Genomic DNA, 26,145 nt, shown 5'->3' with positions numbered 1-26,145 from the left:
GTGAAGGGACGAAGTGAACTTCAGCCGTGAGAGGCAGTCTGCCTTCCAATGATGCGTTTGTAGCAAGGCCCGTGTGAACGGAGCCAAAACCGGCCGTTCACGCGGGGTTCAAGAACGCGGCCGGCTTTCCGAGCGCTATAACCTGGCGAAGCTAGGGCTTGGGCGGAGGTTCGGCACCGGCCTGTCCGGGCTCCGCGTGACCGGCGGCGTCGGTGGGGTGGGGGTGATCCGGGTCCGGACCATGCGTCGTGTGGTAGATCGCCGGGCCTGCCGCACCTTCATGACCGTAGAGCGCGATATGCAGACCCCAATAGGACGAGACGAAGATCACCAGCGCCGCTGCGATTCCTGCCGGAACGCCGACGAACATTCGCTCGAAGGCCGGCATCAGCGGTTCGTCGCGCGTGTGGTCGGCGGCGATGGAGACGATGACGGCCATGATCAGCGCGTGACCGATAAGATCGACGCGGCCGAACGGATAGACCGCCGCATTGAAGATGACGAACAGGGCGATCGCCGACAGGCGCCTGACCAGTGGCGTCCAGAGAAGGCCGAAGCCCATGGTGAATTCCGCGATGCCCGCCATCGGAATGAAGACGTCGCGCGGCATGCCGAAGGTCAGGAACGGCTTTTCCACGACGAGCGGATAGAACCAGTCCGGATAGGCGAATTTCTCAAGGCTCGACCACATCAGCGCGATCGCCACGCCCCAGCGCAACGCCTGGAAACGGTATTGACGCCATTTCTCATTGGGCGAAGCTTCCAGCACTAGATACACGGCGACGCCGAGACCGAGGGCGAGATAGTCGAGCAGATGAAAAATGTCGTAGTCACGCAGCGCCAGGAGCCAGAGCAGGACGATACCGATGCCCGCGAGAGGCTGGGTGGTGCGGAAGAAGACCAGCATGGCGATCAGCAGCTGCATCCAGGAGATGAGCTCCGACGGCGTCTTCAGGTCCGGCGTCAGGTAAACGCCGCCGACTGCAAAGATGGCGATGAAGAACGCGCCGACCACCACTCGGACGAAATCGTCCAGCCGATTGTAGAGCGGGTCGGTCAGGCGGTCGAGGCCGCTGAGGATCACTTCGCCGCCCGCCGATTTTTCGACCACACGGGTGGCGAGGAAAAACACGAGGACAAGGGCGATCCCGATCCAGAACCATGCATTGCTGAGCATGGAAGAGATAGGTTGCGGCGGGGCGCCGACGATATAGGGGGCGAACCATTTGACATGGGCGGCGGCCGGCCCGGCGCCGGTCCCGGTAAACAGAGCGAGGGCGGCGAGGAGCCGCCCGGTATTGCGAATGCCAGACATGGCTTTGTCCCCTGGTTGCAAGATCGTAGGCGGCAGATCCCCATCCAGTCTGCCTACGATTTTAAGAGCAATTATTTGTGACTGAGTGTTTGATTTCCGTCAATTGCCGACCGGTTTCCGAAGGTCCGGTTCTTCGTCAAACGCGAATTCACGAAGGGCTTGAACCGCCGAAAGGTCGTCACCATCTCATGTCTGCAGGCGCCGATGAGGGCCTGCCGAACGGCTCCGGCATTGCCATTACGGGATGCTGAATGCCACACCCAAACCGCAACGTCGCTTCAAGAGAGGACACCATGCGTCACGTCGATTTTTCGCCGCTCTATCGTTCCACCGTCGGTTTCGACCGCCTTTTCAACCTGCTCGACAACCGTAATCCTGCCGACCAGGCTCCCAGCTATCCGCCCTACAATATCGAGCGGACCGGCGAGAACACCTATCGCATCACCATGGCCGTTGCCGGCTTCGACGAAACCGAACTTTCGATCGAATCCCAGGCCCATGCGCTGACGGTGAAGGGTGAAAAGAGCGAAGACGAATCCGCCGACAAGAGCGAATTCCTGTATCGCGGCATTGCCAAGCGCACCTTCGAGCGCCGCTTCCAGCTTGCCGATCATGTCGAGGTCCAGACCGCTTCGCTGAAGAACGGCCTACTTCACATCGATCTCGTCCGGAATATTCCGGAAGCCATGAAGCCTCGCCGCATTTCGATCGCTGCCGACGCCGTTGCGCCGAAGACGATCGAAGCCCAGATCGCTCCGCAGCAGGTCAACTGATCCTCCCCCGCCAGCCGATGCGCCCTTCGGGTCGTCGACTGGCAAAGACTGCAAGCCGCAAACGGCCCTTTCCTGGTCTCCGGGGAGGGGCCGTTTTTGTATGCGCTAATCACACGCCCGGAGGCAAATCGGTAGAAAACGCGATCTCCTTCTGGGCCCGGATGGCTTCAAGCCTTTCAGACAGGGCGCGCTCGATCATCATGTAGGAATCGCTGCCCAGCACCAGGCGCCTGGGAGCCGGGTGCTGATTGGCGCTTTCGATGATAAACTCGACCATCTTTGCCGGATCGCCGATCGGCAGCCGCGAGGTGTCGGCAAGGATCTTTCGGGTCATGCCGGCAGGGGTGTTTTCATAGGCCTCAAGCGCTGGCCCGACCCGGGCGCTGCCGAAGCGGAAATTGGTTCGGGCACCGCCCGGCTCGACAATCGTCATGTCGATACCGAAGGGGGCGACTTCCTGCGCCACCGCATCGCAGAAACCTTCGATACCCCATTTGCCGGCATGGTAAAGCGAGCCGCCCGGAAGCGTCGCCTGGCCGCCAAACGTGGAAATCTGGATGATCCGCCCGCCACCCTGGGCGCGCAGATGCGGCAGCGCGGAGCGGATCAGCCGGATAGGGCCTTCCAGATTGGTAGCGAGTTGGTGATCGACCTGTTCGTCGGTCAGTTCTTCCGCCGCACCGAACAGGCCGTAACCGGCATTGCTGACGATCACGTCGATCGATCCGAGTTCGGTGAATGCGCGATCGACGACCGAGCGAACCCTCGACAGATCGGTCATATCGAGCTCGGCCAGCCAAAGGTTGTCGCCGTATCGGGTCTTCAGGTCGTCGAGTGCATCCATTTTTCGAAGCGTAGCCGCCACGCGATCACCGCGTGACAGCAATTGTTCCGCCATCAGACGGCCGAAACCGCTGTTGGCGCCGGTGATGAACCAGGTCTTACGAAACATGTTTATACTCCATTTTATAACTAACTTGTTAGTTATAAAATGGACCTGTCTAACCGTTTAGTCAATTGCTAGGATTTAAAAAAGAATCGGAGGCTGTCGATGCGCAATGCGGAGGCGACGCGGGAAAAGATACTGGATGCGGCGCTTGCGGAATTTTCCGCCTATGGCATTGCCGGTGCGCGGGTGGACCGGATTGCCAAGACCGCGGGCTGCAACAAGAACCTCATCTACATTTATTTCGACAGCAAGGATGGGCTGTTTGCCGCAGTTCTCAGCAAAAATCTGACCGGCGCCTATGAAGCGGTGCCGTTTACACCCGATGACCTGCCCGATTATGCCGCAAAAGTTTTTGATTTTGCGATGGCAAACCCCGAGGTCATGCGGCTGATGGCCTGGTTCAATCTCGAACAAAAACCGGACGGGCTGCCGGCTCGACAGGAGGCGGCCGACGCAAAGATAAAGCAGATCAAGGCCGCTCAAGATCGCGGTGAACTGAACGGCGCTTTGCCGCCCGCATTCCTGCTGACGTCACTCATGACGCTCGCCACCGCCTGGACGGCGGCCGGAGCCTTCGGAGGCGGGCTTGACCCGGATGCAAAAGAAAAGCCGGAGCGTCTGAGAGACCATATCTCCGAGGCTGTCCGGCTTCTTTCCGCAAACAAGACTGGACGCTGAGGATCAGGCGGCGGCCTGGGCGGCCGCCGTATCCTTCAGCTTCAGCCGATTGGCGTATTTCTGGGCGATCACCGCGCAGGCCATCAACTGGATCTGGTGGAAGAGCATCAGCGGCAACACGATCGCGCCGATCGAGGAGGACTGGTTGGCGAAGATGGCATTTGCCATCGGCACGCCGCTTGCCAGCGACTTCTTCGAACCGCAGAAGGTTATGGTGATCTCGTCTTCCTTGTTGAAGCCGAGCAGGCGGGCGCCGAACATGGTGATGCAGAGAACGACGGCGAGCAGCGCCATGTCGACGACGATGACGACGGCGATATCAGTGGCCGAGAACGTATGCCACAGACCCTCCATCACCGCTTCCGAGAAGGCGAGATAAACGACCATCAGGATCGAGCCGCGGTCGACCGGGGCGAGGATCTTCTTCTTCGAACGGATCCAGTTGCCGATCCAGGGCTGCAGGATCTGGCCGACGACGAAGGGCAGCAGGAGCTGCAGCAGAATGCTCTGCATCGCATCCCAGGAAAAACCGCCATTGCCGGTGGTCGAGAGCAGAAGACCGGTCAGCAGAGGTGTCAGGAACATGCCGAAGATGTTGGATCCAGACGCTGCAACGATCGCCGCCGGGACATTGCCGCCGGCCATGGAAGTAAAGGCGATCGACGACTGCACGGTGGACGGCAGCACGCAGAGGAAGAGAATGCCCATATAAAGCGGGGCGGCCAGCACACTTTCCGGAATGAAGCCGATCATCAGCCCGAGAATCGGGAAGATCGCGAACGTCGTCAGCAGGATGGTCAGGTGCAGGCGCCAGTGCAGGATGCCGGCAACGACCGTGTCGCGCGACAGGCGGGCGCCATGCAGGAAGAACAAGAGGCCAATAGCAATGTCGGTCGCCACATCGAACCATTCCGCATAGATGCCGTGAATCGGCAGGACGGATGCAAGAATGACGGTGCAGATCAGGAGGACCGTGAATCGGTCTGGCAGGAAGCGGCTCATGGACGGGATTCCTCGAATTTGAGGCTTCCCATCTCGCTTATCATGAAGCAGGATGCAAACACTAACAGTTATTACGAAAGCCGATAGGCATGTTGAATCTATCGCATCTCAGCAGTTTCGTCATGCTGCAACAGACGGGCAGTTTTACAGAAACAGCGTCGCGACTGGGCATCGGTCAATCGACCGTGACGCAGCATATCCAGCGGCTGGAAAAATCGCTCGGCAAGCAGCTCGTGTTTCGCGATACGCATCAGGTGCGGCTGACGGCGGAGGGCGAGGCGCTGCTGGGATACGCGCGCGGCATGCTGGATCTCAACGGCAAGGTGGCTTCGCTATTCGGGGAAAGCCGGCTGCGCGGTCGGCTGCGGCTCGGGGTTTCGGAAGACGTGGTGGCAAACCGTCTGACGTCCATCCTGGAAGACTTCATCCGGCTTTATCCGCTGGTCGATCTGGAGTTGACGGTGGCGCTTTCGGCCGTGCTTTACCAGATGCAGGATGTCGGCGATCTCGATCTCGTACTCGCCAAGCGGCATCTCGGCGAAACCCATGGGCGGCTGCTGTATCGCGAGCCGCTGGTCTGGCTGGCGCGGGATCCGGAACATGTCTTGGCGCGCGGTGATGCCTTGCCGCTGATTGCTTTTCCACCACCGTCGATCACCCGGCGCGTGGCGCAGGAAGCGCTCGACCGGGAAAAGATGTCGTGGCGAATCGTCTGCACCTGCGGCAGCCTCAGCGGGCTAACGGCAGCGGCCAGGGCGGGCATGGGCGTACTGGTGCAGCCACGCAGTATGGCGCCGACCGGGCTGAAGGAAATTCCGGCTGAAAGGTTGCCGGTTCTGGAGGATGTGGAATTCGTGCTGGTGCCGAGGCGTGGGGCGGACGCGGCACTCGTGGAGGCGCTGTCGAATTTGATCGTGGCGAAGATCGCGCCGCAGCGGGTGGTTTAAGCTACGTCTTCGTGGTGATCTGGTATCATTCGATGATACCGCCTCTTGATCTTCATTGGTATCTCTCTATGATACCAATGCTTGGAGCTGTTTGATGATCATTTCCCATAGGTCGGATTTGACGGAAAAAGTGGCCCTTGGGGTCGCACCAAAAGGCTTCCCGGCAGATTTGGTTCGCGCCGCTCAACGCAAGCTTTCACTTTTGGATGACGCTACCCAACTGTCCGACCTGCGGCTTCCTCCCGGCAATCGTTTGGAGGCTCTGAAGGGAAACAGAAAAGGCCAGCACTCTATTCGCATCAATGACCAGTGGCGCGTCTGTTTCGTCTGGACGCCAGCCGGTCCCGAAAATGTGGAAATCGTCGACTATCACGACTGATAATGCACCCCTAGAAACAAGGAGGTTTCAAATGGCACTTGGTTCCCTGCTTCCCGCTATTCATCCTGGCGAGATATTGCGTGAGGAATATCTGTCTCCTCTCAACATGACCTCCTATGTTCTTGCGAAAAAGCTTGGCGTCCCGCGCACGCGAATCGAACGCATCATTGCTGAAAAGAATGGCATTACGCCTGACACGGCCCTTAGGTTGGCGAAGTTCTTTCAGACGTCTCCGCAGTTTTGGATGAACATGCAAGCAAGCTACGATCTCAAGATCGGAGCCGAGGCGCTTAAGGATCAACTCGCGGCGATACCTGAGCTTAAGATCGACGCTGCTGCTTGAGGAGGCGATATGGCTCGTTACAATGACAACGGGCCATATCGATCGTGACGCAGCAAGCCGGGGACTTCATCCCGCTTTGCAGATTGCCAGGAACTGATCGACATCCTCTTCCGTCGTCGCAAACGACGTTACCAACCGGATCAGCGTCTCGTCTTCCTTCACCGGTTCCGCCATGTTGAGCGGGGTCGGCCAGCCGTAGAACTTGGCGCCCTTGGCTTCTGCGGCTTCGGCCGAAGCCTTGTTCAGCACGGCAAAGATCTCGTTCGACGTGGTGTTCCAGGCGAGGCGTGCGCTGTTCTGCGAGCGGATGCCGGCGCGCAGGCGGTCGGCCATGGTGTTGGCATGGCCTGCCGTGCGGAGCCAGAGGTCGTCGGTCAGGTAGGCGTCGAACTGGGCGGAGATGAAGCGGGTCTTCGAGAAAAGCTGGGCTGCGCGCTTGCGGATGAAGGCGAAGTCCTTGGCGAGGTCCTTGTTGAAGAAGACGATTGCCTCGGCACACCAGCAGCCGTTCTTGGTGCCGCCGAAGGAAAGGATGTCGACGCCGCTCTTCCAGGTCATTTCGGCAGGGGTTGCGCCGAGTGCGACGACGGCATTGGCGAAACGGGCGCCGTCCATATGAACAGGTAGGCCGTTATCCTTGGCGATCTTGGTGATCGCGGCGGTTTCCGCCAGGCTGTAGACGGTGCCGAGTTCTGTCGCCTGGGTCATGGTGATGGCGGCGGCGCGGCCGTGATGCAGCGCGTCCTGCGGGAAGCCTGCGATCTTGGCGGTCAGCTTGGCCGGGTCCATCTTGCCGTCTTCGCCTTCGACCGGGATGATGCGCATGCCCGAGAAGAAGTCCGGGGCGCCCAGTTCGTCTTCGATCACATGCGCTTCCGAGTGGGAAAACGCGACGCCGCCGATGCGGGCGACGCTGGCCAGCGACAGGGAGTTGGCGGCCGTGCCGGTCGAGACGAAGAAGACGGAGACGTCATGTTCGAAAACTTCGGCAAATCGCGCTTCGACTGCCTTGTCGAGATCGCTGTTTCCATAGGCTGCCGCGAAGCGGTTGGATTCCTTGGAAAGACGGTCATTGATGGCGGGATGGGCGCCGGCCCAGTTGTCGGAAGCAAAAAACATGAAAGGACACCTTGGAAGGATTGCAGTGTGAAAACGCGAGCCGGACATTAAGGCTTTTGATCAAGTAATCAACGGGCGAAAACGCGCGCTGCGCCGCGGACCTATCTTCGCGGCAATCATTTGAATATCGTGAGCGTCATCCGGTAATTAAATTTCGCGCTTACGAATTTTCTCGCAATCTCCTGTCGTTCCCGCCTCGGGATTTTCAAAACTCGCTCTTGTTAAGCTTTCTAAACTGTGCGATAGAAAGTGGGAATTAGGACAGACATGCTGTCCTAATTTTGGGCTTTGAGAGTCAAGTTTGATGCTCTTCCCCGATGACCTGAGTGCCGATCCGGGTTATGCTGCGCCGCAGAGCTGCAGCTGACGCTGGAGCGGCGCCATCGCATGAATGAGGGATGGCGGCCTTGTTGTCATCCGTAAGAGATATTGAAGAGCCACTTTGCCCGCGCTGGATGCGGCCAACAGGAGGAATGACGATGACGAAGATGATCTCCGAGATGCAAGGCGCTGACGCCCCGGTCTCCGCTGAGACCAAAGCCAGCGTTCCTTTTGTTGCCTCCGGCATTCCGGCCGCGCAGGGTCTTTATGATCCGCGCAACGAGCACGATGCCTGCGGCGTCGGCTTCATCGCCCATATGAAGGGCAAGAAGTCGCACCAGATCGTCAAGGACGGCCTGTTCATCCTCGAAAACCTGACGCATCGCGGTGCTGTCGGCGCCGATCCGCTGATGGGCGACGGTGCGGGAATTCTGGTGCAGATCCCAGACCGTTTCTTCCGCGAGGAGATGGCCAAGCAGGGCGTCACTCTGCCGAAGGCCGGCGAATATGCTGTCGGTCACTTCTTCCTGCCGCGCGATGCCGAGCAGATCGAGCATTTCAAGAAGGTCATCGTCGAGACGATTGCCGAAGAAGGCCAGCAGTTCATCGGCTTCCGTGACGTACCGGTCGATAACTCATCGCTCTCCAAGGCGCCGGAAATCGCTGCTACCGAGCCTTATCACCTGCAGGTCTTTATCGGCGCTGGCCGCGATGCCGCGACGAACCACGATTTCGAGCGCAAGCTCTTCCTCGTCCGCAAGGTGATCTCGAACCGCATCTACGACCAGTTCGGCGGCCAGGAGACCGGCTTCTACCCGGTGTCGCTGTCGTCCTCGACGATCGTCTATAAGGGCATGTTCCTGGCCTATCAGGTCGGCGCTTATTACAAGGACCTGGCCGATCCTCGGTTCGAGACGGCGGTGGCGCTCGTCCATCAGCGTTTCTCCACCAACACTTTCCCGTCGTGGAAGCTGGCGCACCCATATCGCATGGTCGCCCATAACGGTGAAATCAACACGTTGCGCGGCAACGTCAACTGGATGGCGGCGCGTCAGGCGTCGGTTTCCTCGCCGCTCTTCGGTGACGACATTTCCAAGCTCTGGCCGATCTCCTACGAGGGCCAGTCGGATACGGCCTGTTTCGATAACGCGCTTGAGTTCCTCCAGCGCGGCGGTTACTCGCTGGCGCATGCCGTAATGATGCTGATCCCGGAAGCGTGGGCGGGCAACCAGTCCATGTCGAAGGAGCGCAAGGCGTTCTACGAATACCATGCGGCCCTGATGGAGCCGTGGGATGGTCCGGCCGCCGTCTGTTTCACCGACGGCAAGCAGATCGGCGCGACGCTCGACCGTAACGGCCTGCGTCCGGCCCGTTATCTCGTCACCGATGACGACCGCGTCATTCTCGCCTCCGAAGCCGGCACGCTGCCGGTACCGGAAGAGAGCATCGTCAAGAAGTGGCGCCTGCAGCCGGGCAAGATGCTGCTGATCGATATGGACAAGGGCCAGATCATCTCGGACGACGAGCTGAAGACGGAGCTTGCGACCAAGCATCCCTACCAGCAATGGCTCGGCCGCACCCAGATCATTCTCGAGGACCTGAAGCCGGTGGAGCCGCGTGCGCTGCGCCGCGACGTCTCGCTGCTCGATCGCCAGCAGGCCTTCGGCTACACCAGCGAAGACACCAAGATTTTGATGTCGCCGATGGCGACGACGGGTCAGGAAGCTGTCGGCTCGATGGGCACCGATACGCCGATCTCGGCCATGTCGGAAAAGTCGAAGCTGCTCTACACCTATTTCAAGCAGAATTTTGCGCAGGTCACCAACCCGCCGATCGACCCGATCCGCGAAGAGCTCGTCATGAGCCTCGTGTCGTTCATCGGTCCGCGGCCGAACATTCTCGACCATGAGGGCATGGCGCGGGCAAAGCGCATGGAAGTGCGCCAGCCGATCCTGACCAATGGCGATCTCGAAAAGATCCGTTCCATCGGCCATGTCGAGGACCATTTTGACACCAAGACGCTCGACTTCACCTACGATATCGAGCGCGGCGCCGAAGGCATGCCGGAAATGCTGGATCGTCTCTGCGAGCGCGCAGAGGCTGCGGTCAAGGGCGGTTACAACATCATCGTGCTCTCCGACCGCCAGATCGGTCCGGACCGCATCGCTATTCCGGCGCTGCTCGCGACCGCTGCTGTGCATCACCACCTGATCCGCAAGGGCCTGCGCACCTCGGTCGGCCTCGTTGTGGAATCCGGCGAACCGCGCGAAATCCATCACTTCTGCTGTCTCGCCGGCTTCGGCGCGGAGGCGATCAACCCCTATCTCGCCTTCGACACGCTGACCGACATGCACATGCGCGGCGAGTTTCCGAAGGAAGTCGATTCCACCGAAATCGTCTACCGCTACATCAAGGCGGTCGGTAAGGGCATTCTGAAGGTCATGTCCAAGATGGGCATTTCGACCTACCAGTCTTATTGCGGCGCGCAGATTTTCGACGCGGTCGGCCTGTCGTCGGAACTGGTCGCCCAGTATTTCTTCGGCACGGCGACGTCAATCGAAGGTATCGGCCTCAACGAGATCGCCGAGGAAACCTTCACCCGTCACAAGGCTGCCTTCGGCAAGGACCCGGTTCTGGCTTCGACGCTCGATATCGGCGGCGAATACATGTACCGCATGCGTGGCGAAAGCCATGCCTGGACGCCGGATGTCGTCGCGACCCTGCAGCATGCGGTGCGCGGCAACAGCCAGGACCGTTACCGCGAATTCGCCGAGATGGTGAATGAGACGGCGGTCCGCATGAACACCATTCGCGGCCTGTTCAAGATCAAGAGCGCCGAGCAGATCGGCCGCAAGCCGGTTTCGCTCGACGAGGTCGAACCGGCCGTCGATATCGTCAAGCGTTTCTCGACAGGCGCGATGTCTTTCGGCTCGATCAGCCGCGAGGCGCATACAACGCTTGCCATCGCCATGAACCGGATTGGCGGCAAGTCGAACACCGGCGAGGGCGGCGAAGAGAGCGACCGCTACATGCCGCTGCCGGATGGTTCGCAGAACCCCGAGCGGTCGGCGATCAAGCAGATTGCCTCCGGCCGCTTCGGCGTTACGACCGAATATCTGGTCAATGCCGACATGCTGCAGATCAAGGTAGCGCAGGGTGCCAAGCCCGGCGAAGGTGGTCAGCTGCCTGGTCACAAGGTGGATGCGACGGTCGCCAAGACCCGTCACTCCACGCCGGGCGTCGGCCTCATCTCCCCGCCGCCGCACCATGATATCTACTCGATCGAAGATCTGGCGCAGCTGATCTACGACCTGAAGAACGTCAACCCGACCTCGGATATTTCCGTCAAGCTCGTCTCGGAAGTCGGCGTCGGCACGGTTGCGGCCGGTGTCGCCAAGGCGCGCGCCGACCATATCACGGTTGCGGGCTTCGACGGCGGCACGGGTGCGTCGCCGCTCACCTCGCTGAAGCATGCCGGTTCGCCTTGGGAAATCGGCCTTGCCGAAACCCAGCAGACGCTGGTGCTGAACGGCCTTCGTTCGCGCATTGCCCTGCAGGTTGACGGCGGCCTGAAGACCGGTCGTGACGTCATCATCGGCGCGCTGCTCGGTGCCGACGAATTCGGCTTCGCGACGGCTCCGGTCATCGCCGCCGGCTGCATCATGATGCGCAAGTGCCACCTCAACACCTGTCCGGTGGGCGTGGCGACGCAGGATCCGGTCCTGCGCAAGCGCTTCAAGGGCACGCCGGAACACGTCATCAACTACTTCTTCTTCGTCGCCGAAGAAGTGCGCGAAATCCTGGCATCGCTCGGCTTCACCAAGTTCGACGAGATCATCGGCCTTTCCGACATGCTGGAAAAGGACGACATGCTGGCGCACTGGAAGGCCCAGGGTCTCAATTTCTCGAAGATCTTCCACAAGGTGGAAGCTCCGAAGGCTGCCACCTACTGGACCGAGCGCCAGAAGCACCCGATCGACGACATTCTCGACCGCAAGCTGATCGAGAAGGCGCAAGCCGCGATCGAAAGCAAGGAACCGGTGGTCATCGAAGTGCCGATCAAGAACGTCGACCGCTCCGCCGGTGCGATGCTCTCCGGTGCGGTCGTCAAGCGCTGGAATCAGAAGGGTCTGAAGGACGATACGATCCACGTGACGTTGACGGGTACGGCCGGCCAGTCGTTTGGCGCCTTCCTTGCCCGCGGCATCACCTTTGATCTGGTTGGTGACGGAAACGACTATGTCGGAAAGGGTCTCTCGGGCGGCCGCATCATCGTGCGCCCGCCGGAAAACTCGAAGCTCGTCGCTGAGAACTCCATCATCGTCGGCAATACCGTGCTTTACGGCGCGACGACCGGCGAGTGCTATTTCCGCGGTGTGGCCGGTGAGCGGTTCTCGGTGCGTAACTCGGGTGCGATTGCGGTCGTCGAGGGCGTGGGCGACCACGGCTGCGAATACATGACCGGCGGCATCGTCGTCGTGCTCGGCGAAACGGGCCGCAACTTCGCGGCCGGCATGTCGGGCGGCGTCGCCTATGTGCTCGACGAGCAGGGCGATTTCGCCAAGCGCTGCAACATGGCTATGGTCGAACTCGAGCCGGTTCCGGAAGAGGACGACATGCTGGAAAAGCTGCACCATCGTGGCGGCGATATCATGCACAAGGGACGTGTCGACGTTTCCGAGGACATGACGCGCCACGACGAGGAGCGCCTCTACCAGCTCATCTCCAACCACATGCATTACACGGGCTCCACCCGCGCCAAGGACATCCTTGATCGCTGGACCGAGTTCCGCCCGAAGTTCCGCAAGGTCATGCCGGTCGAATATCGCCGCGCGCTGGTCGAGATGGAACGCATGCGGATGGGTATCGCGGCCGAGTGACTTTAACAGGCTCTGAGGCTGTGATATGCTGATGGCATATCACAGTAGCGGAGGGTGCGATGAACGAACATTTGAGGGAGTCTCGAGAGGATGGTGGCGTTACCGTCAGTATCTTCAAAAATGGTCGCAGTCGTGCAGTACGGATACCGAAAGAGTTCGATCTGGATGGCGACAAGGTCGTGATGGTCAAGCAGCCCGATGGTTCGATTCTCGTTCGAACGGCGATCACAGCTGGGCTGATCGACTATCTCAGGCAGGCTGAAGCTTGGACTGGGGAAGATTTTGTCGCGAGCGACGACGACCTGGCGCCGCTTCACGAGATCGACCTGTGATGCGCTTCATGCTTGATACCAACATCGTTTCAGCCATCGTTCGTGATCCTCGCGGGAGGGTGTTCGAGCGGTTAGCTGAAGTGGGAGAAGAAAACGTCTTCATCAGTATCATCACCCATGGTGAGGTCTGGTACGGCGTCAAGAAGAACGGGTCGGAAGAATTGTCGCGTAAGGTGTCTGCTGTCACGCGACGGTTCTACGTGGCGCCGCTCAATCTGCCGACCGACCAGCGTTATGCCGATATTCGGCTGGCGCTGAGACAAGGAAATAATATCGGTCCGAACGACCTCTGGATCGCTGCTCATGCTTTGGCATTGGATGCGGTCTTGGTGACGGACAACGAGAAAGAGTTTTCCCGCGTGCCGGGATTGAAGATTGAGAACTGGCTGCGGTAGCGGCAAAGTAGAGGTTTAGACATGGGCAAGGTAACGGGTTTTCTGGAAATCGACCGCAGCGTGGCGAAGTATCAGCCGGCGTCGGATCGTATCCGCCATTTCCGCGAATTCACCATTCCGATGTCGGATGCGGAAGTCACCAAGCAGGCGGCGCGCTGCATGGACTGTGGCATTCCCTATTGCCACGGTCCGACCGGCTGTCCGGTTCATAACCAGATCCCGGACTGGAACGATCTCGTCTATAACAACAAGTGGGAGGAGGCGATCCGTAACCTCCATTCCACCAACAACTTCCCGGAATTCACCGGCCGCGTCTGCCCCGCGCCTTGCGAGGAAGCCTGCACGTTGAATCTCGAAGACACGCCGGTGGCGATCAAGACGGTCGAGCAAGCAATTGCCGACAAGGCTTATGAGCTGGGTTACATCGTGCCGCAGCCGGCCACCGTGAAGACGGGCAAGAAGGTTGCCGTCATCGGTTCCGGTCCGGCAGGCATGGCGGCGGCGCAGCAGCTTGCCCGCGCCGGCCACGAAGTGCATGTCTATGAGCGCGAGTCCAAGGCCGGCGGCCTGCTGCGCTACGGCATTCCGGACTTCAAGATGGAGAAGAACTTCATCGACCGCCGCGTCGAGCAGTTGACGGGCGAAGGCGTGACCTTCCATTACGGCGCCAATATCGGTGTCGATATCCCGGCTGAAAAGCTGATCGCCGAACATGACGCGGTCGTTTATTGCGGCGGTTCGGAAACCCCGCGTCCGGCCGGCATTCCGGGCGCCGATCTCAACGGCGTTTACGATGCCATGCCTTACCTCGTGCAACAGAACCGCCGCATCGGTCGCGAGAACATCGACAGCGTCGCCTGGGCAGCCGAGCCGATCCTGGCGGGTGCCAAGCATGTCGTCGTTGTCGGCGGTGGCGATACGGCGTCCGACTGCGTCGGTACGGCCTTCCGCCAGGGTGCCGTGAAGGTAACCCAGCTCGACATCCGCCCACAGCCGCCGGAAAAGGAAGACAAGCTTGCCGTCTGGCCGTTCTGGGCCACCAAGATGCGCACTTCGTCCTCGCAGGCAGAAGGTGCGGTGCGCGAATTCCAAGTGGCAACGCTTGAATTCATCGGCGAAGACGGTCAGCTCACCGGCGTGCGTTGCTGCGAAGTCGATGAGCGCCGCAAGCCGATCGCCGGCACGGATTTCATCATCAAGGCTGACCTCGCCTTCATCGCCATCGGTTTCTCGGGCCCGCTGATGGACGGCATGGTCAAGGAACTCGACGGCAAGCTCAGCCTCAATGTAGATCGGCGTGGCTCGACCAACGTCATCGCCAACGAAAAAGATTACAAGACCTCAGTCGACAAGCTCTGGACGGCAGGCGACGTGCGCCGTGGCCAGTCGCTGGTGGTCTGGGCGATCCGCGAAGGCCGACAGGCTGCGCGGGCGATCGACGAGGCGCTGATGGGAAGCTCGGTTCTGCCGCGGTGAATTTTTGAGAGGCATCGTTGACGTTTGAGTCAGATGCCTCCTCTGTGCTGCACATCTCTCCAGCGAGTGGGCAGTCTCGTAAAATGTTGGGTGTTGCGGCACACTCCCATCTTCCCCCTTGCGGGGAAGATGTCGCCATTAGCGACAGATGCGGTGGTTCAGCAATCTCCACCGTCTGGTTCGTGGCACCACCCCCATCTGTCAGCTCCGCTGACATCTTCCGCGCAAGGGGGAAGAAGGACGTCCGCAGCACTGCCGAATTTCAGCACGCAATTGCCTGATTAGCTTAGGTAGGGCCGGCGTTTCGATGCGCCGCTCTACTGCGCCACCTTCACCTTGTAATCATCTACCCGCCCAGCCGGCGGTGGCGCCAGTTCGCCGCGTTTGACCAGCTTGTCCCTTGGCGTTTCCACCGCAACGACCGGCAGTGGCGCGGCGCCCAGAAGATCCTTGCCGCCGTCGAGTTCCGGATCGGAGAGGCTGATCGGCACTGCCGGAACCGTCTGGCCGGCGGCGTTCGGAAGCGTGGCGAGCGGCGGCAGGTTGGTGCCGTCGAGTTTGACGAGATCGGGGCTCGCCATTTCGCCCACATGCCGGCGGACGAATTTTTCAACATAGAAGGCAAGCTTCTGCTTGCCGGCCTTGGTGAAGATAATGCCGTCGGAGCCGCGCAGGCGCACCTGCTGGCCGTTGACGTCCGAACCGGTGGTGATGAACTTGCCGTCCTCGTCGACGAACCCTTCCCAGATATCGACGAATTCACCGCCGACCTTCTCCGTTTGGGCGCGATAGATGGCGTTCAGCGTCACTGCATCCGCCATCATCGAGGGAGACTGAAAGGACGGCAACCCAACCCAGAGAAGCGGGATTTTGCGCGCCGAAACGGTACCGGCGATCTTTGCGACGCGCGCCTCATATTCCTTGAACCACGCATCGGTGCGGAATTTTTCAGCCGTATTGCCGATATCCATCTGCTGGCGGTCGTTGGCGCCGATCATGATAACGACGACGGACGGCTTCACGTCGTCCAGTATGGTCGGAAGCTGCGCTTGCCAGTCGAAATGATCTTCGCGCACCAGACCCGAGGCAACGTCGCTTCGGTCAGTGACTGCTACCCCCGGCGAGGCCGCAAAGGTCGTATCTAGTTCGCCGCCGAGGCCGCCGGCCATGAAATCGCCGACCACCAGCACATCCTTGGCATTTTCAAGTTTGGCGACGGGCTCGATAACCGCCGGCGTAACCGGCGCCTGCGGACGTGGTACTGCTGCACGACCAGTGCCGGCCGGGCGGCTTCGCTGCGGGCGGGAGGGAACGTCGACTATGGAGCCATCGCGATAATAGCGCCGTTCGTACCGCTGGTTTGGCTCATCACGGTCGTAGCGGTCATACCGGTCGTTTCTGTCAGAACGCCGTTCGTAACGCGGTCCGCCGAACAGCATGTCGAGAAGGTTACGGCGCGGGGCAGGTTCCTGGGCGCTTGCCGGAACAGGGGCAAGCGGCATCGCGACCGCCAATCCAAAGGCAAGGCAAGATACGCGCATCCATATGCTGTTTCGCCAGGATCTAGCCAAAGACGTCATGCCTCCCAAGCGGCTCGATGCGGATTCCATGCTGTGCCATGGCGTCTGAAACGATGTGGAGCATCGGGTCCGCTTGTCAACGCAAAGCTTTGAGAAGCTGCTGCGAAGGCTCCCCGCTCTGCTGCATGCCGAGCCGTTTCTGAATGGCGGAAATCGCGGCCTTGGAGCCAGAGCCGAAATTGCCGTCGACCTCGCCCTCGTAATAACCGAGCTCCTTCATACGGTGCTGCAGCTCGAATTTTTCCTTGATGTCGAGCGTGCCATCCGGCCGCGGCCAGCGCTGCTGCACGCCGCCGACGCCGGCGATCTCGTCTGCCAGAAGGCCAACGGCAATCGCGTAGCTATCCGCTGCATTGTACTTCTTGATGGTGAAGAAGTTGGCGAGCATCAGGAAAGCCGGACCATCGGAGCCAGCCATCAGCTTCAGCGTGGCGCGATCGGCGCCGCGCGGAAAATTCTTGCCGTTGGGGCGTGCGAAACCGAGCTTCGCCCACTCACCGAGCGTTTTTGTCTGGCCTTCAAGCTTTCCGGCACCGGCCGGCAATACGGCTTCGTAACCCCAGGTCTTGCCGGTAGTCCAGCCGTTCTTGGCCAGCAGGTTGGCGGAGGTCGCCAGCGCGTCCGGCACCGAGTGCCAGATGTCGCGCTTGCCATTGCCGTCGGCATCGATCGCGTAAAGCAGGTAGCTGGTCGGGATGAACTGCGTATGGCCCATGGCGCCGGCCCAGGAGCCGGTCAGCTGTTTCGGCGTGATATCACCGGACTGCAGGATCTTGAGAGCGGCGATCAGCTGGTTGCGGGCGAATTTGGCGCGCTTGGGATCGCCCCAGGCAAGCGTTGCAAGCGCCTGCGGCACGTGATGCAGGCGATCCGGCTTCTCAAGCGCTGCGCCATAATTCGATTCCATCGACCAGATGGCGAGAAGGATATTCTTGTCGACGCCGAAATGGCGCTCGATCGCATTCAGCGTCGAACCATGCTTGGCCGCCATCTCGCGGCCGATCTTCACCGTGTAGGGGTTCACGCGGGAATCGAGATAATCCCAGATGCGCGACTTGAATTCCGGCTGGTAATTGGCCTTGTCGAGCACGTCCTGATCCGGCTCGGAAATGCCTGCGAAAGCACGATCATAGGTGGTGCGGCTAATGCCGGCCTTAGCGGCCGTGTCATAGAATTTTACGACCCATGCCTTGAAACCGGCGTCTGCCCGAGCATCTATCGGCATTGCCGCGGTCAGCCCGGCAACCAGGGAAAGAAAGGCTCCGCGCAGGAGGTTGATGCGAAACGTGCTCATCGGCAGTCGTGTCCATTCTTCTTTTAACCAAGCCTTGCGGCAAGAGTGGCATGCGGCTTAACGATGTAATAACAAAATAGGGTCAACAAATTCTTTACCATGGAAACGCGATCAAAGGCAGTCTTTGCGAAATCGTAGCATTTCGTATTTAGACGCCATGAATCGTACAGTTTGCACAATGATGTGCTTTTCAGGAGGCATGAGTGGCACAACAACAGAAGATCCGTAAGGCAGTCTTTCCGGTAGCAGGTCTGGGCACGCGCTTCCTGCCCGCGACCAAGGCGGTGCCGAAGGAAATGCTGACGGTCGTCGACAAACCGGTCATCCAGTATGTGGTGGATGAAGCGGCAGAAGCCGGGATCGAACACTTCGTATTCGTGACCGGCCGCGGCAAGGGCGTCATCGAAGACTATTTCGACATCCAGTTCGAGCTCGAGCAGATGCTGCGCGAGCGCAACAAGAATGCGGAGCTGACGCTGCTCTCGCATATCCTGCCGAAGGCCGGCACGGCGAGCTTTACCCGCCAGCAGGTGCCGCTCGGCCTCGGCCACGCCGTCTGGTGCGCCCGCGATATCGTCGGCAACGAACCGTTCGCCGTTCTCCTGCCGGATATGATCATGTCGGCCGAGAAGGGCTGCCTCAAGGGCATGGTCGATCTCTACGAGCATAGCGGCGGCAACGTCATCGCCGTGCAGGAATGCGATCCGGAACAGGCCCACAAATACGGCATCGTCGGCGTGGGCGACGCGATCGGCGAAGGTTTCAAGATCACCCAGATGGTCGAAAAGCCGGCCAAGGGCACGGCGCCTTCCAACCTCTACATCAATGGCCGCTACATTTTGCAGCCGGAGATTTTCAAGATCCTGGAAACCCAGGAACGCGGTGCAGGCAACGAAATCCAGCTCACTGACGGCATGCTGGCGCTTGCCAAGGGTCAGGATTTCGCAGCCTATCCGTTCAAGGGCGAGACCTATGACTGCGGCGCCAAGGATGGCTTCATCCTGGCAAACCTCGCATTCGCTCTGAAGCGCCCGGACATCCGTCCGGCGATCGAGGAGCCGATGAAGGCGCTGCTCGCTTCGCTGAAGTAACATTTCTGCATCCCGCCGAGGGATGCCGAGACCACGTCACGAAAACCCCTCCTAGCGCGGCTATGAGGGGTTTTCATTTGAACCGCCGATCATGGTTATCGGCGAAACCGAATGGCGGCCATACATTCTGAGGCAGTCAAGGATTTCCGAAGGCCTGTGACCCTCCTGCTGCCGAGCCGGTAATAATCTCCAAAACTATTCCCTGGTTGCGGCACGCTGGACCTGTGTCAGGCCTACTTTTCGCGCAATTATTTCGAGCTGGGGTCTATCGCTTCAACGTCAGGCCGACACCGGCGCGGACGATGCGGTCATTGGAGCCGCCGCCGCTGGAGCGCTCATATTCCACGTTGCCGGTCAGATCGAGATAGCGGTTGATCGCCCAGCTGAGCTCGGCGCCGCCGACCCAGACGGTTTCGTCGCTCATACCGCTCGGAAAATCGCGCAGCGTGGCGGTGCTGGTCAGGCGGGCGACGAGATTGTCGCGCAGTTCATGCGCCACGGCGGCCGTGAGCTGGTATTCCACCCAGCCGCTCTGGCGGGGTGTCGTCGAATCCTGCACGGTGGTGCGCAGGCCGAGATCGACATCCGTGCCGCGTTTTGGAGACCAGGTGGCATTGCCGTTGAAGGTCACGGCGCCGATCGATTTCAGGCGGCTGTCCTGATAATCGACCACCTCGTAACCTGTGCCGACCTCGCCTCGCAGTTTTTCACCAAGGTCGAACTGCACGCCGGTCCTTGCCGCGTAGCTCTGCGATGAGCGCTGATAGCCCGAGAAATCGCGACGGCGGTCATAGAATGTGTGGCCCGTTCCAACTTCCAGGAAGGGTATGATTGCCGGCGAGAGTTCGTAACCGAGGCGAAGCCTTCCGTCGATGCCGGTATTGTTGCGGTCCTTCATGCTCAGTGTCGAGCCGTCGGACAGTTTCGCATCCGTATAGTCCGATCGCCTCAGGTTGAGTGCCGCCAGGCCGCGGACCTTGCCGAAATCGCGCTCGATCGACGAACCTGTGGTGAACTGATGCAAGCCGGACTGTGTTGCCGCGCCGCCGACTGCGTTCGGATCGTAATCGTCTTCGCGGGTGAAGCTGTAGCCGCCGGTGATATGAGCGATCGTATCGTTGGAAAGGTCGAGCCGCAGATCGGCGTTGATATTCGCCTCCGGACGCTCGCCCTGCTGGCCGCCGCTGATATTGCGTTCAAACGTGCCTTCACCGGTGACGGTCAGCGAATGGCGCGACCAGTCGGAGGAAAGCGTGCCGCGAATGCCGGTCGAGAGATAGTCGCGTCGGGTCTTGGCACTGTTGGAGCGGGTGATTTCCGTATCGATGCCCTGGCTGATAGACGGGCGCAGCAGAAAACTGCCGACGCGGATGCCGGTCGGATCGCCAGGCTCGCGCGGCAATTCCTGGGACTGAACCGGCGTGGTGCCGGGATCCAGATCCTGCTCGGTGGGCTGGTTGAGATCGTCCGCATACGGCGGTTCGACATCGGCGTCCTGGTTGCCATTGGCTGGAATGGTGCCGGTGGCGACTGTCGCATCGGGTTGGGCTTGGGAATTGCTGGCGTCTGTTGCCGCCTGCTGGCCTGTGCGGGTCTGAGATGTCGTGGTGCCGCGAAGTGCGCTGCTCGTGCCAACGGCTGTCGCATCCGCCGCGGAGGGAAGGGCGCTGCCTTGTGCTGGAAATACCGTACGGTTCGATTGTGTTTGCGCCGAAACAGGAGAGGTGAGCGCTGAGCAGGCCAGCAACAGTGCAAGCGCAGCCTTCTGCCGCGCGCGCGTTCTGCCTTTTGCTGTTCTCATCGTCATCAATGCGGTCCGCGATCGGAATTATCTGCCCAGCGGAAAATTCTGCATTATCGACATACACTGCTGATTTGCGGGTAAGTGTATGTTTTTTAATGCGTTTCTTCGCGCATGAGTGCTTTCTTAAACTATCTAAGGAAAAAGCAAATTTATGGTTAACGGATTGTGAAAATCCCGATGCTCGCGGCGAAAGAGCGATCAACGGAAGAGTGTCAGAATGTTCTGGGAGTCGCTATTGGCGATTGTCAGCGACTGCGTCGCCAGTTGTTGCTGTGTTTGAAGAGCCTTCAGACGGGTAGACGCTTCGTTCATATCGGCATCAACCAGCCGGCCGACGCCGCTGGTGAACGAATTCGACAGTTTGGAAACGAAGTTATCCTGCAGCTCGATGCGCATCGACATCGACCCGAGCCTGGAAGCAGCCGAGATCATCTTCTCCAGCTGACCATCCGTAAAATAGATCAAGTTCTCCATGACCTGCTTGTCGGTGGCAAAGTCGCCAAGGCCGATCGAATTGGGGCTGAAGTAACCTTTGTAGTCGTCGAGCTTGGTAATATCCAATTCCGAGACAGAGATGCCTTTCGCCAAAGCGATTGTACCATTGAGGGGAACAAATGAATTGGTATTGATCTCGAATTCATTCGATGTCGTCGAGAATATTGTGAAGAGATAGGCTCCACCCATCTCCATCACATAGGTGCCCCTGGTGCCGTCGTAAAATACGCCGTCAGTGGAGGCCTGCTGCCAAATTCCTGGCTCAAGCTCCCGCCATTCAACGTTCTTGGAATAGAAGTTGACCGTATCGATACGCGACCAGCGCTCGATACCGTTTGTATCTTTAACCTTGCGCACACCATTGGGTGGGCCGGTGTCGAGGATGCCGGCATCGCCGCCCGAAAGGTCATAAAGGACATTGGTTTCGTTGAGCGTGACATCGATCGTGCGGATCGAGACATTGCCATCGGCGTCGCGCGTGAAGTTGCCGACGACCCGTTTTGCGATGTCATCCGAAGCGTAGTTGATGCCTTTCACGGCATCGTATTTTCCGCTCAGGTCGGCTTGCAGCCAGTTTTCGCCGGAGAACGAGGCGGAGGCCGCGATGTTCTTAAGCTGGTCTTGGAGTTGGGTGATTTCTTCTTGGACTTTTGATTTGTCTACACCTGGCTCCGTCGCTGCGACCAGCTTGTTCTTGATTTCCTGGACGACATCGATTGCCGATTCCATGGCTGTATATGCAGTGTCGACCTGAGCTGCACCCAGCCCCAGCGCATCCTGTACCGCTGCCAGTGCCCCGTTGTCCGAGCGCATGGTCGTCGCGATGGACCAATATGCGGCATTGTCCGACGCTTCGCCGACCCGCATGCCCGTCGAAACCTGCTGTTGTGTGTGCAGCATTTGAGTGCTGATCGACCGGAGTGTTTGAAGCGCGGAAACGGCGGCTGAGTTGGTAAGGATGCTGGTCATTGATTTCTCGAATATCTTTAAGAATCAACGCTTCATGCGCTTGCTGGCCGCCAGGATAAGTGGCGGTGATGGTTAATGACCGGTAAATTTTTTCTGCAACTTCCGACACCCTTCCACTGTGGTGGTGCGGTTCGGCGCCGCCTTGAGTGCGAGTGGAAGCCTGGGTGATTTTCGCTCGCCTTGCGTTCCTTATGCGCGCTTTTGTCGGGGGCCTCCGCTCCTGTTTATTGTGCTGGCGCAGCAAGGATGTCCAAGGTTTCGGACAGGTCAGCATCCTTTGCCGGCGCTAACCTTTGTTTTGGCGCAACAAGTGTTGCTCTGACCATAACAACGCTTGGTTTCTGTGCGGGAACTCTAATGCAAGTTCTGTGCGGTGCGATAAACCCGTAGACTTGGCATTTAAAAAGGATTAATCCATTCGGCATGATCAAGAGAGCTTTGCAACTCGTCGAACATGACGTTGTCGATTCCGCTCTGCGGACAATTGCCTTTGGGAAGCAGGGGCTTAATGCGCTTGAGATAGCGCTTCAGAATGGCCTCGGCGAGGCATTCCGTAATGCGGCTGAAATCATCGGCCGCATTGATGGTCGGGTTGTGGTCACAGGTGTCGGCAAGAGCGGACATATCGGCAGGAAGATAGCCGCAAGCCTTGCGTCCACCGGCACTCCGGCATTCTTCGTGCATCCCGTTGAGGCTAATCACGGCGATCTTGGCATGATTGCCAGCGGCGACGTGGTGCTCGCACTCTCCTGGGGCGGCGAGACGGCGGAGCTGCAGGGTATCCTTTCCTTCACGCGACGTTTTTCCATTCCGCTGGTTGCCCTTACCTCGGGAGCCGCTTCCACGTTGGCGCGTTCCGCAGATATCGTATTGCTTCTCCCGAAAGAGCAGGAAGCCTGCCCGCATGGCCTTGCGCCGACGACATCGACACTGATGCAGCTCGCCGTAGGTGATGCGCTCGCAGTGGCATTGCTGGAAGCGCGCGGTTTTTCTGCAACCGATTTCCGTGTCTATCATCCGGGCGGCAAGCTGGGTGCTATGCTGAGCCATGTGAGCGACCTGATGCATGGTGGCGAGCGTATGCCTCTTGTGAACAAGGGCGCGCTGATGCCGGACGCGATCGACGAGCTGTCGCGCAAGCGGTTCGGCTGCGTGGGTGTTCTCGATGATGACGGCTGCCTGTGCGGCGTGATTACCGATGGCGATATCTCGCGACATCTTGATCTCGATCTTCGTCAGACGCTGGTCGACGATGTGATGACCCGCAATCCGAAGACCGTCGGTAAAGATACCCTGGCGACCGCTGCGATGGCGATCCTTAACAAACACAGCATTGCGGCTCTTCTCGTCATAGATGAGACGAGACGTCCGGTTGGCATTGTGCATTTCCACGATTTGCTGCGCGTCGGCGTCGCCTGACGCCCTTGCTTTAGGCTGCTTCGACGGTGAGGTCACGGCCGCTTGCGGCGGTGACCTTCACTCGTGTGCCGGACGGCAAGTCCGGGCCCACGACAGTCCACCAGGTATCGTCAAGCCGGATACGCCCATGGCCTTCGGCTATCGGCTCATGCAAGGTCGCGGTGCGGCCTATCAGGCTTTCGCCGCGGCGATTGAGAAGCGGCTCGTCGCTCGTCTGGCCACGGCCGGCATAGATCCGGCGTCCCAATATCGCGAAGACGACGGAAAGCACGGCGAAAAGCAGCAGCTGAATATGCCAGCCCCAGAGAGCGGTGTCCCAAAGCGCAAGCGACAGCGCGCCGACGACGATCGCTGCCGCGCCGATCCAGATGAGGAAGACACCCGGAACGAGCAGTTCGGCGACCAGAAGGAGGAGGCCGAGTATCCACCAGCTCCAGGGTCCAAGGTTGACGACGGCATCATGCAGCATGTCAGGTCTCGTCGGATGCCGGAGGATTGAACGGATTGACTGCCGGCGTGTTGCGCGAGGTCATCGGCGGACGGGAAGAGGCCGGCGGGCGCGGCTGGACCACCTGGCCGGAACCGTCGCCGAACACTTCCTTGGCGATTGCGCCGATGCCACCGAGCGAGCCGATGATCGACGAGGCCTCGAGCGGCATGAGGACGATCTTGGAATTCGGTGCCTTGCCGATTTCGACAAGCGCCTCGGTATATTTCTGGGCGACGAAATAGTTGATGGCCTGCACATCGCCGGAGGCGATCGCTTGTGAAACCATCTGCGTTGCCTTGGCTTCGGCTTCCGCCAGTCGTTCGCGGGCCTCGGCCTCGCGGAAGGCTGCCTCCCGCTCGCCTTCGGCCTTCAGCACCGCTGCCTGCTTGGCGCCTTCGGCGCGCAGGATCTGGGCATTGCGGAAACCTTCTGCTTCAAGAACCTGGGCGCGCTTTTCGCGCTCCGCCTTCATCTGCCGGCCCATGGATTCCACAAGGTCTGCAGGTGGCTGGATGTCCTTGATTTCGACGCGGGTGACCTTGATACCCCAGGGGTGTACCGCCTGATCGACGACGCGCAGCAGCCGCTCGTTGATAACTTCACGGTTGGACAGCAGTTCGTCGAGATCCATCGACCCCATGACCGAGCGGATATTGGTCATGGTGAGGTTCTGGATGGCGTTTTCGAGATTGGAGATCTGGTAGGCGGCCTGTGCCGGGTTGAGCACCTGATAGAAGGCGACCGCGTCAGCCGAAACGCTGGCATTGTCCTTGGTAATGACTTCCTGGGTGGGAATGCTCAGCACCTGTTCCATGACGTTCATCTTCGCGCCGATGCGCTCGATGAAAGGCGTCAGGATATTGAGGCCTGGCTGAAGGGTGCGCGTGTAGCGGCCGAAACGTTCAACGGTGTAGGAATAACCTTGTGGCACGGTCTTCACGAGCGCGAACAGCAGCAGGATCGCGAGGATTACCACCACAATCACGAAGATATCGAAGCCACCCAGATTGATATCCATGAAACTTTTCCTCCATCTCAGGATAGGCCTGATCCTATTCAAGGGAGGAGGCATTCACAAGCAAGGTTGTTCGGCCGCAGCATTTGAATATGTGGCGGCAGGCAAATCGCGAGCCCGCTTCTTTGAAAGGATACGGCGAGCTCGCGATCGCGTGAACTAGAAACTCACGCCGAGCGCATCCACCACTCGCTCGATCTTGTTCGCGAAAGTGTCGGAAATGGCGTCTGCGAAGAGCAGCCCAACAGCCTTGTTCTTGTCGCTGAGTATGATCGAGCCCGAATCTCCTGCCGCGGACATCTTCGTCATCTGCAACTGGTCCTTGAATATGCGATCGCCATCGGGATAGCCGCTGGCCCTGACCGTGGCGTTCGTGGAGCGCACCTCGCCGGTGGTCGCTTCGGTGGTTCGTCCACATTTTTTGACGCTCATTTTGTCGGTCGCCTTTTCGGTGCCGGTGATGTCGCCGTAAGAAATGGTCCCTTTCTTCACGTAGTCGTCGGCAGGCTTGCCGATGGTTGCTAACGCAACATCGAGATGTTCGGTCAAAACGCCGACAACGTTTAGGGCGATCACGTCGTCCAGTTTTCCGCCATCACCCCGTGCCTGCTGAAGGATGGGGTCCCCGTCTTTGGCTGCGCCCCCGTAAAGGACGTGCCAATTGGAAATGATGCAAGCGTTGCCCTTATACTGGACTCGAGCGCCGAGCGTGCCTGACCAATTTCCGGCCGCAGGTCCGCAACTGTTGCCTCCCAGGGCAGGGCGCAGCTTTCCAGTGAAACTCCGCACCTGGATTTTCCCGACGATGCGCTTTCGAACGGGAATAGTGGTGGCGCTCCGGGTTAACACACCGGAGGCATCAGGGATGGCCAGTTCGACAGGTGCTACGGGAAGCGAAAAATCCCCCGCCCTGGAAGAGGCCGGATCTCCGACGAGCTCGGAGTCGACCAGGCCGATCTCGATGACGTACTCGCCGTTTTCATCCTGAATGACGCTTATCAGGCTTACATTCGGATTTGCCATGACCGCATCGGCATGAAACGCCAATGTGCGGTCGGCCTCTTCTCTCGTTGCCATGG

22 protein-coding genes are annotated in these 26,145 nt (G+C 59.6%); 11 read left to right on the top strand and 11 right to left on the bottom strand.

Annotated elements, in window-relative coordinates:
- Positions 1–151: 151 nt before the first annotated feature.
- Entirely contained in the window at positions 152–1,315 is a 1,164-nt protein-coding gene (locus KX729_RS09550; RefSeq protein ID WP_219742203.1) for a hypothetical protein, read from the bottom strand.
- 293 nt (positions 1,316–1,608) lie between these two features.
- On the opposite strand from KX729_RS09550, the gene KX729_RS09545 reads away from it, so the two are divergent.
- Positions 1,609–2,088, top strand: coding sequence for an Hsp20 family protein (locus KX729_RS09545; protein ID WP_219742202.1), 480 nt, complete (start codon positions 1,609–1,611; stop codon positions 2,086–2,088).
- 109 nt (positions 2,089–2,197) lie between these two features.
- Here the strand turns inward: KX729_RS09545 and KX729_RS09540 are convergent, their stop codons facing one another.
- Positions 2,198–3,040, bottom strand: coding sequence for an SDR family oxidoreductase (locus KX729_RS09540; protein WP_219742201.1), 843 nt, complete (start codon positions 3,038–3,040; stop codon positions 2,198–2,200).
- A 99-nt stretch (positions 3,041–3,139) separates the two neighbouring features.
- On the opposite strand from KX729_RS09540, the gene KX729_RS09535 reads away from it, so the two are divergent.
- Entirely contained in the window at positions 3,140–3,715 is a 576-nt protein-coding gene (locus KX729_RS09535; RefSeq protein WP_219742200.1) for a TetR/AcrR family transcriptional regulator, read from the top strand.
- A 3-nt stretch (positions 3,716–3,718) separates the two neighbouring features.
- Here KX729_RS09535 and KX729_RS09530 read toward each other — a convergent pair whose 3' ends face one another.
- Positions 3,719–4,717 (bottom strand): bile acid:sodium symporter family protein, encoded by a 999-nt coding sequence (locus KX729_RS09530; RefSeq protein ID WP_219742199.1) that lies wholly within the window; start codon positions 4,715–4,717, stop codon positions 3,719–3,721.
- An 89-nt stretch (positions 4,718–4,806) separates the two neighbouring features.
- Here KX729_RS09530 and KX729_RS09525 point away from each other — a divergent pair, with 89 nt between their 5' ends.
- The 3 genes from KX729_RS09525 (at position 4,807) to KX729_RS09515 (ending at position 6,386) form a co-directional block, all read left to right on the top strand.
- Positions 4,807–5,664, top strand: a complete 858-nt coding sequence (locus tag KX729_RS09525; RefSeq protein WP_219742198.1) for a LysR family transcriptional regulator — start codon at positions 4,807–4,809, stop codon at positions 5,662–5,664.
- Between the two features lie 94 nt (positions 5,665–5,758).
- The gene (locus KX729_RS09520) at positions 5,759–6,043 is read left to right on the top strand and encodes a type II toxin-antitoxin system RelE/ParE family toxin (protein ID WP_219742197.1); all 285 of its coding nucleotides are present in this window, start codon (positions 5,759–5,761) and stop codon (positions 6,041–6,043) included.
- Between the two features lie 31 nt (positions 6,044–6,074).
- Complete coding sequence (locus KX729_RS09515; RefSeq protein ID WP_219742196.1) at positions 6,075–6,386, top strand: HigA family addiction module antitoxin; 312 nt, start codon at positions 6,075–6,077, stop codon at positions 6,384–6,386.
- Positions 6,387–6,452: 66 nt separating this feature from the next.
- Here KX729_RS09515 and KX729_RS09510 read toward each other — a convergent pair whose 3' ends face one another.
- Positions 6,453–7,505 carry a threonine aldolase family protein gene (locus tag KX729_RS09510; RefSeq protein WP_219742195.1) on the bottom strand — a complete coding sequence of 351 codons (1,053 nt, stop codon included), beginning with the start codon at positions 7,503–7,505 and terminating at the stop codon, positions 6,453–6,455.
- 500 nt (positions 7,506–8,005) lie between these two features.
- On the opposite strand from KX729_RS09510, the gene gltB reads away from it, so the two are divergent.
- From gltB to KX729_RS09490, 4 genes are read left to right on the top strand one after another with little or no spacing between them, the layout of a single operon-like run.
- Positions 8,006–12,706: a glutamate synthase large subunit gene (gltB, locus tag KX729_RS09505; RefSeq protein WP_246617534.1), complete on the top strand. Its 4,701-nt coding sequence runs from the start codon at positions 8,006–8,008 to the stop codon at positions 12,704–12,706.
- Between the two features lie 59 nt (positions 12,707–12,765).
- Positions 12,766–13,038, top strand: a complete 273-nt coding sequence (locus KX729_RS09500; RefSeq protein WP_219742193.1) for an antitoxin — start codon at positions 12,766–12,768, stop codon at positions 13,036–13,038.
- An 8-nt stretch (positions 13,039–13,046) separates the two neighbouring features.
- The gene (locus KX729_RS09495) at positions 13,047–13,433 is read left to right on the top strand and encodes a type II toxin-antitoxin system VapC family toxin (RefSeq protein ID WP_312990670.1); all 387 of its coding nucleotides are present in this window, start codon (positions 13,047–13,049) and stop codon (positions 13,431–13,433) included.
- 21 nt (positions 13,434–13,454) lie between these two features.
- Positions 13,455–14,909 carry a glutamate synthase subunit beta gene (locus KX729_RS09490; RefSeq protein ID WP_219742191.1) on the top strand — a complete coding sequence of 485 codons (1,455 nt, stop codon included), beginning with the start codon at positions 13,455–13,457 and terminating at the stop codon, positions 14,907–14,909.
- A 317-nt stretch (positions 14,910–15,226) separates the two neighbouring features.
- On the opposite strand, the gene KX729_RS09485 is transcribed toward KX729_RS09490, so the two are convergent.
- The gene (locus tag KX729_RS09485) at positions 15,227–16,489 is read right to left on the bottom strand and encodes an SGNH/GDSL hydrolase family protein (RefSeq protein WP_376775944.1); all 1,263 of its coding nucleotides are present in this window, start codon (positions 16,487–16,489) and stop codon (positions 15,227–15,229) included.
- 76 nt (positions 16,490–16,565) lie between these two features.
- Positions 16,566–17,783, bottom strand: coding sequence for a lytic murein transglycosylase (locus KX729_RS09480; RefSeq protein WP_025602757.1), 1,218 nt, complete (start codon positions 17,781–17,783; stop codon positions 16,566–16,568).
- Positions 17,784–17,986: 203 nt separating this feature from the next.
- Here KX729_RS09480 and galU point away from each other — a divergent pair, with 203 nt between their 5' ends.
- Positions 17,987–18,874: a UTP--glucose-1-phosphate uridylyltransferase GalU gene (gene galU / locus KX729_RS09475; protein ID WP_025602755.1), complete on the top strand. Its 888-nt coding sequence runs from the start codon at positions 17,987–17,989 to the stop codon at positions 18,872–18,874.
- Positions 18,875–19,139: 265 nt separating this feature from the next.
- On the opposite strand, the gene KX729_RS09470 is transcribed toward galU, so the two are convergent.
- Positions 19,140–20,681, bottom strand: coding sequence for an outer membrane beta-barrel protein (locus tag KX729_RS09470; RefSeq protein WP_219742189.1), 1,542 nt, complete (start codon positions 20,679–20,681; stop codon positions 19,140–19,142).
- 195 nt (positions 20,682–20,876) lie between these two features.
- Entirely contained in the window at positions 20,877–22,142 is a 1,266-nt protein-coding gene (locus tag KX729_RS09465) for a flagellin N-terminal helical domain-containing protein (protein WP_219742188.1), read from the bottom strand.
- A 423-nt stretch (positions 22,143–22,565) separates the two neighbouring features.
- Between KX729_RS09465 and KX729_RS09460 the strand changes: the two genes are divergently transcribed.
- The gene (locus KX729_RS09460; protein ID WP_219742187.1) at positions 22,566–23,561 is read left to right on the top strand and encodes a KpsF/GutQ family sugar-phosphate isomerase; all 996 of its coding nucleotides are present in this window, start codon (positions 22,566–22,568) and stop codon (positions 23,559–23,561) included.
- A gap of 10 nt (positions 23,562–23,571) precedes the next feature.
- On the opposite strand, the gene KX729_RS09455 is transcribed toward KX729_RS09460, so the two are convergent.
- The 3 genes from KX729_RS09455 to KX729_RS09445 form a co-directional block, all read right to left on the bottom strand.
- The gene (locus KX729_RS09455) at positions 23,572–24,030 is read right to left on the bottom strand and encodes an NfeD family protein (protein ID WP_219742186.1); all 459 of its coding nucleotides are present in this window, start codon (positions 24,028–24,030) and stop codon (positions 23,572–23,574) included.
- Between the two features lies 1 nt (position 24,031).
- Complete coding sequence (locus KX729_RS09450) at positions 24,032–25,063, bottom strand: SPFH domain-containing protein (protein WP_219742529.1); 1,032 nt, start codon at positions 25,061–25,063, stop codon at positions 24,032–24,034.
- A gap of 162 nt (positions 25,064–25,225) precedes the next feature.
- Positions 25,226–26,143: a chymotrypsin family serine protease gene (locus KX729_RS09445; RefSeq protein WP_219742185.1), complete on the bottom strand. Its 918-nt coding sequence runs from the start codon at positions 26,141–26,143 to the stop codon at positions 25,226–25,228.
- Positions 26,144–26,145 lie beyond the last annotated feature (2 nt).

The organism is Neorhizobium populisoli (genome assembly GCF_019430945.1).
In the GTDB taxonomy this organism is placed as follows: Bacteria; Pseudomonadota; Alphaproteobacteria; order Rhizobiales; family Rhizobiaceae; genus Neorhizobium; species Neorhizobium populisoli.
Note: the sequence above shows the minus strand (reverse complement) of the source record. Positions and strands in the feature narration are given on the sequence as shown.